The sequence below is a fragment of the Arthrobacter halodurans genome, assembly GCF_041877255.1.
In the GTDB taxonomy this organism is placed as follows: Bacteria; Actinomycetota; Actinomycetes; order Actinomycetales; family Micrococcaceae; genus Arthrobacter_N; species Arthrobacter_N halodurans.
Genome location: NZ_JBHDLJ010000013.1, coordinates 23,685 through 37,386 on the forward strand (window position 1 = coordinate 23,685; position 13,702 = coordinate 37,386).

Genomic DNA, 13,702 nt, shown 5'->3' on the forward strand with positions numbered 1-13,702 from the left:
TCAATCAGCAGAAGATCACCGACCGGCTCACCGCCGAGCTAGGCATGCAGATGAGCAACGCTTCCCGGCGGTCCTGGCCTAGTCACCCAGACGGACCAGCTCGAGGACCGGGGAGGTCGTGCGGAGCGTGGCGACTCCGTCCAGGCGGACATCGAGCACAAATACCGCGCCCTGACCCCGGGTGAGCTGCAGGATCTCGAGCACTGGCAGCCGCTCTCCATCGCGGCGCAGGTCCGACGGCACGAGGCGTACCCAGGGTCCCGTCCTGCCGTACTCGGCGGGAAGCCGCGTCAGGAAGCTGCCGGCCGTGGCAAGCTCGAGCAAGTAGGCTGAACCGGTGGCGGTCCGCAGGCGGTATGCCCCCGCGGCCAGAACGCCGGCGGGCGGCGCGTCATTCACCGTCACCCTCACTGTCGCGCTGCAGGAAGGCGAGCGCCTCGTCGTCCTCGAGCAGCCATAGCGGGGTCTCCGCGCCCACCCGGTAGGTGAGGTTTTCCATGAGCTGCCCCAGCCGCTCGGCGGGGTGTTTGCTCCAATGGACGGCCAATAGCTCGGTGATCATTTCGATGCGGACGTCGGGCGGCCCGAGTAAGGTCATGGCCGGAGCGTAGACCGCGAAGCGACCCCAGTCGAGCTGCGGCCGGACGGTCCCTACGGCGCGGATCCAATGTGCAATATGCGATATGGCTGGCCGGCGGCCCGCCATGTCCGACATTGCCCTGTGTCGTGCATTAGACATTGCGCGATACGCAACAGTGGACATCAGCCAATGTCCAATATTCGACACTGCCTCATGTCCAATATTGGGTATTGAAGATTTCCACGTCGATGTGCGACCCCGGCGGCGCTTTTCGGGTCGGCCTAAGCCCGACTTGGGACAATGTGCAACGTTGCATATTGACCATACTCAGCTTTCCATATTGCGCTACCTGCGACATTGCGACTTGTACATCCTAGGAATGCTGGCTGGCCGAAGCCTCCGTTCTGTGTACCTTAGTTAACGCCTCTGTTCCATGTGAGTTTCGGCAAGCGCCCCCCACGACTCCCGTCCGGAGTGGACCGACCCGCCGCTGCAAACAATCGATAGTGGGCCTAGGGTGGGGACGCAAAAGCCGGGCGGTTAGGAGAACGGGGGCAGCGGCCCCGTCTGGCGGGCGGCCCACTCGCGGACGTGGGCGTGCACGTCGATGGCTACGACGGTCCGGTCGTCGGGGGTCTCGAAGGCCTTCACACTGATCCCGGAAGCGGCCAGCAGCCGCAGCGCGGCGGACCAGTTGCCGTCGTGGCGGCCCTCCTCGAAGGCGGCGGCGAAAGCTGCGGACACATCGGCGCGGCGGGCCAGTTCGGCTAGGCTGCACCCGCGGGCGAGACGGACCTGGCGCAGAAGCGCACCGGCCCGCTCCACGGTTCCGCTGAACTCCAGGATCTCGTCCATGCCTCCATGCTGGCACTGTCCGGAGTCGGCGACAATCAAGTGGCCAGCCGCCTGCTCAGCATAGGGACGCGAAGACCTCCACCCCGCGGCTAGCTGATGCGCACCAACTGGCTAGACTCGCGATCGGCGCCGTCCTCGGTCCACCTGAGGCTGACCTTGGCGTTGTCGCCGCGCAGGGCGGTGAGCGGGAAGGCAACCTCGGAACCACGGGTCAGGTCGAAAAGTTCGGGCGTGTCGAACCGGAACACGGAGTCGACGCTCTCAACCTCGACGGCGACGTTCTCCGGGGTGCCTTCCCGTCGTTGCCTACGACCAGGTGGTTGGAAGCGGTCCGATATATCGCTTTGCCCTTCGAGCCGAAGCCGTTCGGTTTGCACGTGTGGTCGTGGCGAACGTTCAGCCCTGTGCCGGTCGGCTCCTCAATCGCTGGCGTCCCGGCCCAGTTGGTGACGGCGACGTCGTAGTCGATCGCGGCGGCAACCTGGTTGGCGAGATGGGCCGGGTTATCGTACGAACCCAGCAGGCCCTCGTCGCGCAGCGCCGTCGGGAAGGCCCTGAGCTTGCCCAGCTGCTCGGCGTCGGCGTACTACCGGGTGACCACCTCGTTGGAGAAGAACACGTGGACGGGCTTGCCCGCCGCGTGGGCTGGCTGGATCTCCTCGGCGGTGCCGCAGACGGCTTCCGGGGTCTCGGTGCCGAGCCTCGCGTGTCAAAGAACGCGACTACGACGTCGGCGCGGTCTACGGCCTGCGCGTTGATGATCCCCTGCGCGTAGTTGCCCAGCGTGGGGACGGCATGCTGCTCGTAGAGCCACGGGACCAGCACGATGCCCTCGCGTTCCCCTCGGCGCACATTCCAATGGTGAGCACCTATTGGATCTCGGACCGCTCAGCGGCGGTGTCGCCGGGGCTGGCGATGAGGACGACGACTGCTGCGGCGGGAAAGGTCATGCCGCCCCGCGATCCACCGACTGGGGCCCGCGCTACGGCTTCCACACGCTGCGGCTTGACCGGGCGCGGCGCCGAGGAGGGGAGCACGAAAGTCCTTGGGGCCGACGTGACGGACCCCGAGACCTGTTGGTGCTAGATCGACTCCCCGAGGTGGGCTGCCAGCCTCAGCACCGGGGCGGGCGAGTGCCCCGCCTCCAGCCACACCCTCGGGGTCGTGGGCTTCCCGGCCGGCTCGGACACCAGCTCGGGCTGCGGGGTCGTGAAGAACCCGGCGACGCTCCGCGGGTGCAGGCCCTCCGGGATTACCCGGTATGCCTCGGCTAGATGCGGTAGCAGGCCAGTTGCCGTGAACTGCCAAGCGGGGTACAGCCGTCCGAGGTCCGTGTCGACCGCCGCCAGCCCCAGCTCGTCTTGCCGGGCCAACACATCGGCGGGATCCAGACCCAACCGCTCCCCTGCCTGGACGGGATCCAGCGCCTCCGCCACGAACGCCACCGCGAGGGCCGCCTGGTGCGTGAGCGCCGCGGACACCAACGCGGGATCCGTGTCGACCCCGGAGTGCGCGACCCAGAACGACTGTTCCTCGGGGGATAGCTCGGTCGGTTCCATGTCCTCCAACGTACCGGCGCGGACCCGGGCGGGGAATGCGGTTGGAGCCTCGAGACGTCGGGATGTTGAACACCCTGCCGCAGAACGAAGGAGCCCCTCAACGTTGAGGTTGAAGGGACCCCGAGCCGAGGTTCTAGCCCTTAAGGCCGCGGGGGTCCTTTGCCGGCCGGATGGTGTTCTTGTCGCGGATCTTGCCGTCCGTGCCGTGTGTCGAGATTTCCCCGCCGCCGTTGCGCGAAAGGAGGTCGCGGGCCTTGTCGTAGGCTTCACGCTGGGTCGGAGCGACGATGGAGGCACGCGAAGAATCGCTTCGCTTGGCCTTCCAGTCGTTGCCTTCCTTGTAAATGTTGATGTCGTTGTTGGGCACGTTGTTCGGTCCGTCGCATGTTCGTTGGTCACGGTTAGTCGCTCAGACACATAGTGCGTGCACGGGACCGGCGATCACCGGGGGGTTTCATTTGCGGTTTCCCCAACCCCGACCCCGCCTGATCCCCAGAGCCGTGCAGCGGGCCGCGCACGCGCTTCCCCCACTTTGCTGGTGTCATCCCTTTGCGAGTCCCGGTCAGTCGCGTTTCTAATAGCGGTGCCTAGTCGGTGGGATCCTTCTGTCGCTACCCGTCGGCCGGAGCTGGTGGTCAAGGAAGGGATGGCCGGATCGCTGCGCGGCTGAAACGATCGCTGTGGTCACGGTGCGTGGAGGGGTGTCGGCTTGTTCTCCCGGGAGGCGACTGTCGGTGTCCGGCTCGGGGGCTGACCGGCGGTGTATTTGTCGGACGATACGTCCCACGCCCCGCACCACGACCCGTTCCCCGCAAGAGATCCCGGCCAACGGTCGGCCTGGACCCCGCGGGAGGTTGGCCCGGAGACCAGGTCTTCTCGCGCACCGGCACGGGCCCGCCATCGTGCGGCATCCCGGCCTCGCAGTCAGCCATCCCGAGACGATCCCCGACCAGTCCCACGCAGCGTTCCACGGTCCGCCGCCCGCACACGGTCCGCCAACCGTGCCGGAGCCCGCACCGCACACCGGTCAGCCCGGCACCAGAGTCATGTCCCGCCTCAGCACGGTGTCCTCCAAGGGAGTCAGGGAGTCAGGGAGCCACGGAGAGCCGGCGCAGCGGTAGGCAGAGGCAGAGAGTGCACTTTTAGGCGACGCCGGTCCGCCAGAGAGCCACAGAGAGTCGGAGTGTCAGAGAGAGCAGCCGTCCCGCCGCACGGCCCAGACCACAACTAGGGAGGCGAGTCCCCAGAGCAAGCCGGCCGCGCACAGCGCGGACCGGCCCCCGGCCCAGGACAGGAGAGAGCCAGAAGTCAGGGATCAGGTGCCGCAGGCGCCGCGCGCAGCGCGACGCCCCGCGCAGCAAGTCGGACCACGACCAGGAGCACGATCCGGTGAAAGCCCAGAGAGCAGAAGGCCAGCCCGGCAACAGAGTCCAGAGACAGAGAAGGCACTGAGTCTTTTCGTACAGTCATCCGTAGAGGGACACGACGAGGGCGAAGGGCGCGAAGCGCCCCAGGCCCCTCATGACTTTTATATACCCCGCCCCAGCTCGACCCGATCCAACTTCCAGCCCCGATAACTTCCAGCTCGCCCGGTCCGGGCTGCCGGCCTCGGTCCGCACGCCTGCGGCGCGCGATTCTCGGGCTGGCGCCCTCGCGGCTGCCCGCGAACATCTCGGGGCGGGTTGAGATCCACGTCGCGCTGCCGCGCTCTGCGAGTGTCCGGGTCTGGCCACTGCGGGCATGCGATAGGGCGCCGCCCGGTTGGACGGCGCCCCCTCGGGGCGGTGCTAGTTGGCGGCGGTGGCCGTGGACGGCGCCCCCTCGGGGCGGTGCTAGTTGGCGGCGGTGGCCGTGGACGGTGGTGCGTTCACCTCGGCCGGGACCGGCGTGACCGCCTCGGGTTCGGCCGGCTCCGGGACGGAGGCGACAAGGAAGTCCAGCGCGGACGCGGCCCGCCACGCGGCGATCACGCCGAGGATGAACGCGGTGAGGCTGAAGATCACCGTCACGAACACGATCACCCCGCCGCCCCCGGGCCGGCTGACCGCGGCGGCGGCGACGAGGCCGGTGAGCCCCGCGATGAACCACAGCATGACTGCGAGCAGGAACATGCCGGCAAGAGGTTTGGGTCGTTCGGTCATTGGTTTCCCCCTGGAATATCGGTGCGAGCCCTCAGGCTAACCCGGGGTTGCCGGCGTTTCAGCGCCGGACACGCAGACAGCGCGGGTGTGCCCCCTAGGGTGGGGACATGAGCGCAGAGTGGGCCGAGAATGGCGACCTATCCATCAGCTACGGCCAGCTTGTCGAGGACGAGCCGGACCTTCCGCGCTTCGAGCCCCTCGGTGAGCTCGCGCTTCCCGCAGAGGTCTGGTTGGACATCATCTCGACCGCCGCGCTCATGCTGACCGGGGTGCCGAGACAGAACGGGTCCGGCTACCTGTTCGCCCCGCCCCATGCCACAGCGGACCAGATCGGCGCGGCGCTGGCCGACCGTTTGCGGCACACCGGGATCGAGACGATCTAGCCGTCAGTACGCGGCCGGCGGAAGTCGACGACGAGCAGCCGCTCCTCGGGCAGGTCGGTGAGCAGCTGCGCGGTGAGCGCCCCGGCGCCGACCCGGACGACCCCGGCGCCGACCCAGTCGACCCCGGCCGGGACGATCGTGCTGTTGGGGTTCCAGGTGCGGACCACGGTGACCCGGTTTGCGAAGCGCGCGTGATCGGGCAGGGACTGCAGCCAGTCCACGTAGTCGCCGGCCGCGGGCCCGTCCGGTCTCATCCGATCCGGGCCGTGCCCGACGGCGGAGTCGCAGTCGCACATCCCGAGCGTCAGCGTGAACGCGGACGCCGTCTTCGTCACGAGGTCGGAGTCGACGTGCAAAGCCGAGGGCTGTGGTTCGACGCCGAGCCGGGTCCGGGGCCAGTCGAAGAAACCGTCTGTGTTGGCTGCGCGGTTCACTTCCGGCGACCGACCGGGAGGACGCCGAGCGGCACATCGCCCGGTACGAGGCTCGGATCGCCGAGCTGGACGCCACCGTCCTGCCTCCGCCGGTGATCGCCCCGGTCGGGCGGCGCGTCACCCGTGAGGACCGCCGCCGCGGCTGAACCCGCCTTGCCCCGACCAAGGGGATTGACCGACTGGGAAACCCCAGCAGCTGGTTTCCCAAGAACCATGGTTCATGGGAAAGCGGCCGCGACGTGCCGGCCGCGGAGGTTGGCCACGCCTCAACCCCGGCTTGGCTAGGATGCGAGGAGCAGCAGACCTGAGCCACCCGGGCCCGGGCTGTTCCGCCCCGAAATGGAGGCACACCATGGACCCCAGATTGCTCCTGGCCATCGGCGACGTGTTCGGCGACGCCGGCATCACCTTCGCCGTCGAAAGCGGTTTCGCCAGCGCCGCAGCCGGGCGCACGATCCGCGATTCGATGCTCGCCGGCGCGGCCCTGCGGGAGGCCAGCACCGGCACCCCGATCCGGGTGCTGAGAGGCATCGCCGCGTCCGACGCGACGCTGGCCGCGGTCGCCGGCGGCGCGAAGGCCGCCGGGGGAGGCGGCAAGGACGCGGGAGCGCGGATGCTCGGCCAGGCGTCGACGCAGGTCCGGCTCGCCGTGTGCGGGACCGCGGTCGCTTCGCTCGCCGCGGTCGTCGGGGTCCGGTACGCGGTGCGGGTAGGCCAGGACCGGAAGGCGGCGCGCGAAGCCGTCGCTGCCGACGACGACTAGCCGGTGAGCCCGGGGCGCGCAGCGCCACTCCACCGGGCATGACCGACACTGCCAGCCCGTTCATCACCCCGGCCGTCACCGGCGCCGCCCAGACCGCCGCGGGGCAATACCTTGTCGAGGCGTCCACGCCGGCGACGTTCCGCAAGCTCCTGGACGCCCACGAGATCGCCACGCGCGTCACCGCGGCCGTCGCCGGACCGATCGCCACCGCGGTCCGCCTACACGACATCGCGTTCATCGAGAAACTACATCACACCGACGAGGCCGCCGGGGAGGGCTGGACCGGTCAAGGGCAGCTGTCCTGGGACAGCGAGCCGGGCCGCCCCGGGGAGCACAGGGCCGGGACCATCACCGACTGGCTCCGGTTGCAGGCGGAGGCGACGGACACCTCCGGGCAGGTCGGTGCGGTGCCGCTCGCGGCCCGGCTGGAGCGGGCCCAGAACGCGCATCCTGGACGCCTGCATCCGGGAACGCGACCAGTTGACCCATCGGCGCCGAACCCCCGACTCAAGGCGTCGCCGCCCCCGCCATCTGGGCGGTTCTGAAGGCCTACGGGGACCTTGGCGTGGCGGGAACGCGGGCCTAACAACGGTCCGCGGTGGTGCTCCAGTTAGCGGCCGATCCTTCACCCCGAGGCGCCTGGCCGCGCGGGCGTTGGCCGGATTCCGCTACCTCGGCATCGCGTGCCAGTTCATCCTGCCCCGGCCGTACCGGGCCCGAACCCGGGCCGACTGGTTACAGCCACTCCATCAACCCGCCCCGCTACATGAAGGTCGTCCCGGGCTCCCCGTACAACTCCCGGACCGACACCTGCGCCAAGGTCACCGTCTAGGACGCCGCGGCCCCGGTGAGCAAGGCGGTGCGCCAGCACCCCCGAAGCCCATGAGCACACCCTCCAACATGGGCGACTTCGACGTCACCTCCGCCACCCCGGCTCCCGGGGCACTGGGCACCAACCGACACCTCCCGGGCCGTCCGCCGGTTCCTGAAGGCCGCGCGCGCAGCTGGGGTCGCCCAGCCGGCGTCCCCGGGGATCGTCGAAGGGCCGCAGTCGTTCGCGGCCACCGCCCTGCACGCGACGCACAGCCTGCGCCTGGACACCGGGGACGTCGTCGTCCACACCGCCGGCCCGGGACGGCCCGTCGAGTTCACACCCGCCGGAGGCCGGCTCCCCACAGGGGACTACATCGTGGACGTCGTCCGTACCCGGGTGGTGCGCTGCTTCCCCGCGAACTTGCGCATCGACGGCGCTGGCCTCGCCAGCCGCGTCGTACCCATCCAGCAACCACGCCTCGACCAGGGTCAGGCACATCACGCGCACCACGAGAGGCACGCCATGACACCGAGGTTCAACCCTCCGCCCAACTGGCCGCTTCCGCAAGGAAGGCAGCCCGACACGGACGACACCGACGCCGACGACGCCGACGGCCAGACCCCCAAGCCGCGGGCCTTCGACTCGCCGAGCGTACGGCTCGTCGCAGTGGTCGGAACACTCATCCTGGTGGGGTTCATCTTCGGACCTCCCGCGTCCGACGAGGCCGCGGATCCGGCCGCGTCGAAGGCGGCGGCCGAATCCAGCGAGGCGAAAGCGGCGGCCGCGAGCAAGGCCGTGGCCGCCGAGTCGGCGAAAGCCCAGAACCTGGCCGACCGCGTCGAAACGAAGTGGCTGGACGTCTGGATGGTCGACACGCCGTCCGAGATCGCCGCCGACCGGCCCGGGCTGCTCGAGGGCTACGTCGTGGACTGGGAAAGCACCAACAGTGGCATGGTCGACGTGATGCTGAGCCTCGGCTCCCACCAGGTGTCCCAGTACCAGCTGGACACGATGGCCCACAGCATCATGACCCTGACGGGGCTTGACGTTGAGGATCTGGACCGCGTCGAGGTCCACACCGCCGACTGGGAGGGGAGCGCGGTCGTCTACCGGGCGAACGTCCCGGGCCTGATGCCCTGAGCGGGAGCCCAACCCGCAGGCACGCCTCGACCCGGGCCAGACACCGCACGCACCGCAGAAGAAGGACACCATGCCATTGAGATTCAACCCGCCGCCCAACTGGCCGCCGCCGCCCCCGGGATGGCAACCCGACGGCAACTGGTGGCCGGACCCCAGCTGGGGCCCGATCCCGCCCGACTGGCCCCTCTGGGTCGAGGTCGCCGACCAGACACCCAAACCGGCGGGCCTGGGAACGGCGCTGCTGTGGGGCGGTGCCGGACTCGCAGCCGCCATCGTCGCGCTCACGGCCGTCGCGGGCCCCTTCCTCACCAGTGAACCGACGGACCCCGCTGCCGCCTCCGCAAAGGCCGAGCGTGCCCAGGACCAGGCCGCGCAACGGTCGGCCGAGGCATCCTCCAGCAGTGCCGCCGCCAGCAGCAGCGCAGCCAGCGAAGCCGCAGAGGCGAGCCGTGCGGAAGCCTCCAGTGCGGCCGCGGCCAGCGCAGAGGCGAACGCGCGCGAGCGCGCCGAGGCGCTCATCCGGTCCGCCGCTGCCGCCGAGTCGGCGAAAGCCCAGGACCTGGCCGACCGCGTCGAGAAGGAGTGGCTGGACGCCTGGATGGTCGAGAGTCCGTCCGAGATCGCCGCCCAGCGGCCCGAGATGCTCGCTGGGTACGTCGTGGACTGGGAGAGCACCAGCGACGGCATGGTCGACGTGATGCTGAGCGTTGGCTCCCACCAGGTGCCCCAGCACGAGCTGGACAATCTGGCGCACAGCATCATGACCCTGGTGGGCCTCGACGTCGAAGACCTGAACCGGGTCGAAGTCCGCACCGCCGACTGGAAGGGGAAAGCGGTCGCCTACCGGTCCAGCTACCCGGGCCTGATGCCCTGAGCCGGTATATGCGGGCGGGAACCCGGGCATGGGGCCCGCCCGGACGGTGAGACGTCCGGACGCCCCGGCACTCCCTGCGGCATGACCGACACCAAGAGCAACGACCAGACCTTCGGCACCAGACCCAACACGGTCGCCAGCGACGTCGCCACCGCCCGGAACCGCCTCTCTCGCCGCCAACCACCTGGCTGGCCCCACGCCGAACTGGCCCACCTCGTCGAGAACATCCCGGACGCCAAGACGCCGCGGTGCTGCGTCGCCTTCGAACTGGACGGGCGCCGCCTCGCCGTGTCCGCGGCCCCGGTGCCGGAGAACATCCTGGCCTACGCGGTCCGCTACGCCCTCGGCAGGAGCACCTATGCGTCCACCGAGACGGCCCGCGCCGTCGTCCTCGCCGCCCGGACCCTGTCCGGGCACTGCGCCGTCGGCATCGTCCAGGACATCGCCGAGGCCATCGACGCCGGCCGGGTCTCCGCAACCGACCTCCCCGCGTGGGGCGAGGCCCTCGCGGCCCTGCACACGGTCACCTAGGGGCCCGACCTGCCTGCGCACCGCCGCCGGCGCGGCGGGTTACGATGTGGGCGGGCTCACGCCCGCACACCACGGTGTGGGACGGGACGCCGTCCGGGGGAACGACGTAAGGAGCCCGCCATGGGCAAGCTGAAACAACATCTGGCTGCCAGTCTCACCGCCGCCGCGATCGTGCTCTCCGGCATCCCGGCAGCGCACGCCCAGACGACGGGCGCACCCGCCCAGGACACTGCCGTCTCCAGTGAGCCCGTGGCCCCGTACGTTGGCGGCGCCGCCGGACTCCCGGCGTCCGTGGTCCCGGGGATCCCCTTCGAGTTCGACATCACCGCGGCCGGCGAGGGCATCGCCAGCCTGAAGTTCGTCGTCAACGAGACGCTCCAGAACAAGAACCAGTGGTACTACGGGGTGTCCTACCCCTCCGACACGGTCGACAACGGGGACGGGACCGCCACGCGCCGCGTCCGGTTCTACGTCCCGCGCGACACCCTCTACGGGACCTACCCGCTCGGGCAGGTCCTGGTGAACGACGGCAAGCCCGGCGCGTGGGTGGTCCCCGCCAACGCCGAGCTGGTCGTGGACGATCCGGCCCACCCGGTCGCGAACACGGTCGCCGTCGCCGGGCTCGCCGCCGTCGGCGAACACCTCACCGGATCCTTGGACGCGCCCGGTGCGACCGTCGCCTACGAATGGACGGCCAAGCGGGAGGAGCCCTCCATCGCGGGCAACCCCTGGCGCATCCCGTTCGCCTATCACTGGCAGCACGCGGCCGTGAAGGCCACCGCCACCTGGCCCGACGGCACCGTCCGGGTGCGCCGCGGCCGCTCCGGGGACATCGGGTCCTTCCCGCTCACCGTCGCCGCCCCCACGCTCGGCGTCCCGCGTGTCGGGGCGCCCGTCGAGGCGCTCCACGAGGTCCTCGGACCCGAGTGGGGCCAGATGGCCGGGCACCGCTACGAGTGGTTGCGTGCCGGCGTCCCCATCGCCGGGGCGGTCTCCAAGACCTACGTCCCGACCCTCGGGGACCTCGGGAAGCCCCTGCAGGTCCGGGTCACCTCCGACGGATGGGTTTGGCGGAAGGCCGTCACGCTCGACTCCCCGGCGCGGACCGTCCAGCTCGGCGCGCTGCCCGCCCGGGTGCCGGCCATCGCAGGGACCGCGCGTGTGGCCGTCCGGCTGACCGCGGCGCCGGGCACCTGGACCTCCAGGACGTCCTTCGCCTATCAGTGGACCCGGGACGGCAAGGCCATCGCCGGGGCGACCGGCAAAACCTATGTGCCGGTGCCCGCGGACCGCGGCCGCAGCGTCGCCGTGAAGGTGACCGGCACCGCCCCGGGCTACGCGCCGCGCACCGTCGCCTCCAAGGCGGTCCGCCCCGGGTACGGGATCCTCGGCACCTCATGGGCGTCCATCCGCGGGACCCTGCGCGCCGGCGGCGTCGCCACCGCCACCACCGGCACGTGGACCGCCGGCACGAAGCTCACCTACCGCTGGATGCGCAACGGCAAGACCATCCCCGGGGCCGCCAGCCGCTCCTACCGGGTCTCCCGCGCCGACACCGGCCAGCGGATCACCGTGAGGATCACCGGCACCAAGACCGGCTACGCCGTCGCCACGCGCACGTCCGCGGCCGTCCGCCCCCGGTAGCCCGGACGCACCGCCGCCGAGAAGGCCCCGGTTCGCCGGGGCCTTTCTCGTGCCCTGCCGCCGTGCCCGGGCAAACGGGGGAGCGGACCGGCACTCACCCCGGCATGGAGATCCACGACAACGCCAGCTGGTCCTCCAGCCCCTACAGCTCGGACGGCGCCGCTGTCGCGGCTTCTGTCCTCGCGCCCAGGAGCCCGGCCCATGCCGCACGGCTGAGCCGGCGAGGGACGGGGTCAGTCCTTCGGGCGATCCGGCTCCTGGCCGGTCTCCCCGGACACCAAGTACTCTTGGACGGCCCGCTCTGGCACCCGGTAGGACCGGCCGAAGCGCACCGCGGGCAGGTCGCCCGTATGCACCAACCGGTAGACGGTCATCTTCGACACCCGCATCGCGACGGCCACCTCGGCCACCGTCAGGTAATGGGCGTTCTCGAGCTCCTGCAAATCAACCACGGCATCCCCCAACTGTCGTGACCACGGTCCCCACCGGGTCACTGCCTTCCCGCGGCGATCCCCAAGCACTGCCGCCACGGTGGCTACAGCATACGCACAGACCGTCGACAGTTGACAGGGACATGACAACCCGGTGTCCGGCACGTCCGGCGCACGGGACCGCCACGTCCTCCAGAAGTGGAATGCTTGTGCATTTGCACAACAGATGCTCGCAGATGAGGATCTCTGCGGGGTCAGGACCGCCGGCGCGACTGCCGCCTGCTCTCCGCCCGGTCTCGCGGGTAGCCAGGGGTTGGTGCGTGACGGCGAGGATCCAGGACGACGTGCACGGTGGCCGCCCGACCCAACACCGCGGGACAACCCCTTGCTCGTCGGCAACGGACGGGATCGTGAGCCCACCGACGAAGAGACCGCCATGTTCCCCTGGGCCACCGGCGGTGGCGGCCGCCGGCGCCCCCGGTGGCCGGACCTTCCACGACCCACCTGTCGGCCTGCTGGCGGGCACCACGCTCTGTCGCCGGACAGCCCCCGAGGCGGCCCCGAGACGGTCCCGGAAAGGGGCGTCTGGCCCGTCGGAATGCGCCCTGGCGAGGGGCCGTTCTGGGTCCCGTTTGGGGCACCGGAAAGGCATGCCCGACGGGCTCATTGGAGGCACTTCCAGGACGCCTGTGAACAAGGCCGGCTCGGCCGCCCCGAGACGGTGCGGAGGCGCTCCGGGTGGTCCAGGGGGCGCGGCCGATCCGTCGCGGAGGCTGGCGGCGCTGCCACTGCCGACCGGCGGGCGGTCCGCCGGCGTCGTCCAGAGGCGTTCCGGCGTGGACGGATCGTGTGCTGGACACCCCCTCGGGGCGGCTTTCGGAGCGCCACCCGGGAGGTCCGGGACGGTGGCGTCATCCTTTCGGACGATGCCCGCGTCATCACAAAGGCGTACACGGGCGGATCGCGCGGTGCTCGCGCCGGCGGCCGACCAGCCGGCGGGCCGGAGGCGGCCGGCGCCCGTTCATGGCCCAAACGCGTTTTTCGCTCGCCAAACAGGGCATATTTCGACTCCGTGCCCCAGCCGCCCCAACTTCCAGGAGTCTTGGGGCACGGCTTGGGGCACAGTGGGAGGCCCCTATAGCCCCTATATATAAGGGTTTTTCACGTAAAAAATATATATATGCCCCAGTGCCCCACCATTTGCACCCCCTCCCTCCATAAGGGATCGGTAGTTGTTTCCTCCCAGCCAAAAACAACTACCTACCCTCTTAATGTATGCATTCCCACTGGGGCACTGGGGCACGGCCTCCGAAGGGGCCTGCATCCCTTTATCCGCGCGGATTTTCGTGCCCCAAGGCGTTGGGGCACGGCTGGGGCAGCCGGGGCACGCCCGAAATCGCCTCTCAGGCGCCGAATCCGAGGTGCCTGGCGACCGCGCGGGCGGCCCGGCGGGGGTCCTGCGCGTACAGGCCGGCACCGCCTTCGGCATTCAGTTCGAGGGCCACCGGAACACCGTCGGGACCGGTCGCGACGTCCAGGACGAAGTGCTCCAG

16 protein-coding genes are annotated in these 13,702 nt (G+C 70.1%); 7 read left to right on the top strand and 9 right to left on the bottom strand.

All coding sequences use genetic code 11. The annotated features are described in order from the left end of the window. Nucleotides 1–78: 78 nt before the first annotated feature. The 7 genes from ACETWP_RS13865 to ACETWP_RS13895 form a co-directional block, all read right to left on the bottom strand. A complete protein-coding gene (locus ACETWP_RS13865) occupies nucleotides 79–399 on the bottom strand; it encodes a hypothetical protein (RefSeq protein WP_373972850.1) in 321 nt (106 codons plus the stop codon). Further along, nucleotides 392–598 carry a hypothetical protein gene (locus ACETWP_RS13870; RefSeq protein ID WP_373972851.1) on the bottom strand — a complete coding sequence of 69 codons (207 nt, stop codon included), beginning with the start codon at nucleotides 596–598 and terminating at the stop codon, nucleotides 392–394. Before ACETWP_RS13870 ends, ACETWP_RS13865 begins: the two co-directional genes overlap by 8 nt. 522 nt (nucleotides 599–1,120) lie before the next feature. Continuing rightward, a complete protein-coding gene (locus ACETWP_RS13875) occupies nucleotides 1,121–1,435 on the bottom strand; it encodes a helix-turn-helix domain-containing protein (RefSeq protein ID WP_373972852.1) in 315 nt (104 codons plus the stop codon). Nucleotides 1,436–1,524: 89 nt separating this feature from the next. Further along, complete coding sequence (locus tag ACETWP_RS13880; protein ID WP_373972853.1) at nucleotides 1,525–1,683, bottom strand: hypothetical protein; 159 nt, start codon at nucleotides 1,681–1,683, stop codon at nucleotides 1,525–1,527. Nucleotides 1,684–2,517: 834 nt separating this feature from the next. Continuing rightward, nucleotides 2,518–2,994, bottom strand: a complete 477-nt coding sequence (locus ACETWP_RS13885) for a hypothetical protein (RefSeq protein WP_373972854.1) — start codon at nucleotides 2,992–2,994, stop codon at nucleotides 2,518–2,520. A gap of 133 nt (nucleotides 2,995–3,127) precedes the next feature. Beyond that, complete coding sequence (locus tag ACETWP_RS13890; protein WP_373972855.1) at nucleotides 3,128–3,361, bottom strand: DUF2188 domain-containing protein; 234 nt, start codon at nucleotides 3,359–3,361, stop codon at nucleotides 3,128–3,130. Nucleotides 3,362–4,826: 1,465 nt separating this feature from the next. Continuing rightward, complete coding sequence (locus tag ACETWP_RS13895; RefSeq protein ID WP_373972856.1) at nucleotides 4,827–5,135, bottom strand: hypothetical protein; 309 nt, start codon at nucleotides 5,133–5,135, stop codon at nucleotides 4,827–4,829. 107 nt (nucleotides 5,136–5,242) lie between these two features. Between ACETWP_RS13895 and ACETWP_RS13900 the strand changes: the two genes are divergently transcribed. Beyond that, entirely contained in the window at nucleotides 5,243–5,518 is a 276-nt protein-coding gene (locus tag ACETWP_RS13900; protein WP_373972857.1) for a hypothetical protein, read from the top strand. On the opposite strand, the gene ACETWP_RS13905 is transcribed toward ACETWP_RS13900, so the two are convergent. Then, nucleotides 5,515–5,952, bottom strand: coding sequence for a hypothetical protein (locus tag ACETWP_RS13905; protein WP_373972858.1), 438 nt, complete (start codon nucleotides 5,950–5,952; stop codon nucleotides 5,515–5,517). The genes ACETWP_RS13900 and ACETWP_RS13905 overlap by 4 nt on opposite strands. Nucleotides 5,953–6,304: 352 nt before the next feature. On the opposite strand from ACETWP_RS13905, the gene ACETWP_RS13910 reads away from it, so the two are divergent. From ACETWP_RS13910 to ACETWP_RS13935, 6 genes are all read left to right on the top strand, one after another. Further along, nucleotides 6,305–6,715: a hypothetical protein gene (locus ACETWP_RS13910; RefSeq protein WP_373972859.1), complete on the top strand. Its 411-nt coding sequence runs from the start codon at nucleotides 6,305–6,307 to the stop codon at nucleotides 6,713–6,715. A gap of 38 nt (nucleotides 6,716–6,753) precedes the next feature. Further along, nucleotides 6,754–7,260 (top strand): hypothetical protein, encoded by a 507-nt coding sequence (locus tag ACETWP_RS13915; protein ID WP_373972860.1) that lies wholly within the window; start codon nucleotides 6,754–6,756, stop codon nucleotides 7,258–7,260. Nucleotides 7,261–8,051: 791 nt separating this feature from the next. After that, nucleotides 8,052–8,669 (top strand): hypothetical protein, encoded by a 618-nt coding sequence (locus ACETWP_RS13920; RefSeq protein WP_373972861.1) that lies wholly within the window; start codon nucleotides 8,052–8,054, stop codon nucleotides 8,667–8,669. Nucleotides 8,670–8,739: 70 nt separating this feature from the next. Further along, nucleotides 8,740–9,543: a hypothetical protein gene (locus ACETWP_RS13925; protein ID WP_373972862.1), complete on the top strand. Its 804-nt coding sequence runs from the start codon at nucleotides 8,740–8,742 to the stop codon at nucleotides 9,541–9,543. 81 nt (nucleotides 9,544–9,624) lie between these two features. After that, complete coding sequence (locus tag ACETWP_RS13930) at nucleotides 9,625–10,074, top strand: hypothetical protein (RefSeq protein ID WP_373972863.1); 450 nt, start codon at nucleotides 9,625–9,627, stop codon at nucleotides 10,072–10,074. Nucleotides 10,075–10,194: 120 nt separating this feature from the next. Next, entirely contained in the window at nucleotides 10,195–11,718 is a 1,524-nt protein-coding gene (locus tag ACETWP_RS13935; RefSeq protein WP_373972864.1) for a hypothetical protein, read from the top strand. 233 nt (nucleotides 11,719–11,951) lie between these two features. Here the strand turns inward: ACETWP_RS13935 and ACETWP_RS13940 are convergent, their stop codons facing one another. Beyond that, on the bottom strand, nucleotides 11,952–12,170 hold the full coding sequence (locus ACETWP_RS13940) for a helix-turn-helix domain-containing protein (RefSeq protein ID WP_373972865.1): 219 nt from the start codon (nucleotides 12,168–12,170) through the stop codon (nucleotides 11,952–11,954). Between the last annotated feature and the right edge of the window lie 1,532 nt (nucleotides 12,171–13,702).

Bases quoted from the DNA above. Each gene is read 5' to 3' on its own strand.
- ACETWP_RS13870 (WP_373972851.1), bottom strand. From the start codon at position 598: ATGACCTTACTCGGGCCGCCCGACGTCCGCATCGAAATGATCACCGAG.
- ACETWP_RS13875 (WP_373972852.1), bottom strand. From the start codon at position 1,435: ATGGACGAGATCCTGGAGTTCAGCGGAACCGTGGAGCGGGCCGGTGCG.
- ACETWP_RS13885 (WP_373972854.1), bottom strand. From the start codon at position 2,994: ATGGAACCGACCGAGCTATCCCCCGAGGAACAGTCGTTCTGGGTCGCG.
- ACETWP_RS13895 (WP_373972856.1), bottom strand. From the start codon at position 5,135: ATGACCGAACGACCCAAACCTCTTGCCGGCATGTTCCTGCTCGCAGTC.
- ACETWP_RS13900 (WP_373972857.1), top strand. From the start codon at position 5,243: ATGAGCGCAGAGTGGGCCGAGAATGGCGACCTATCCATCAGCTACGGC.
- ACETWP_RS13910 (WP_373972859.1), top strand. From the start codon at position 6,305: ATGGACCCCAGATTGCTCCTGGCCATCGGCGACGTGTTCGGCGACGCC.
- ACETWP_RS13915 (WP_373972860.1), top strand. From the start codon at position 6,754: ATGACCGACACTGCCAGCCCGTTCATCACCCCGGCCGTCACCGGCGCC.
- ACETWP_RS13920 (WP_373972861.1), top strand. From the start codon at position 8,052: ATGACACCGAGGTTCAACCCTCCGCCCAACTGGCCGCTTCCGCAAGGA.
- ACETWP_RS13925 (WP_373972862.1), top strand. From the start codon at position 8,740: ATGCCATTGAGATTCAACCCGCCGCCCAACTGGCCGCCGCCGCCCCCG.
- ACETWP_RS13930 (WP_373972863.1), top strand. From the start codon at position 9,625: ATGACCGACACCAAGAGCAACGACCAGACCTTCGGCACCAGACCCAAC.
- ACETWP_RS13935 (WP_373972864.1), top strand. From the start codon at position 10,195: ATGGGCAAGCTGAAACAACATCTGGCTGCCAGTCTCACCGCCGCCGCG.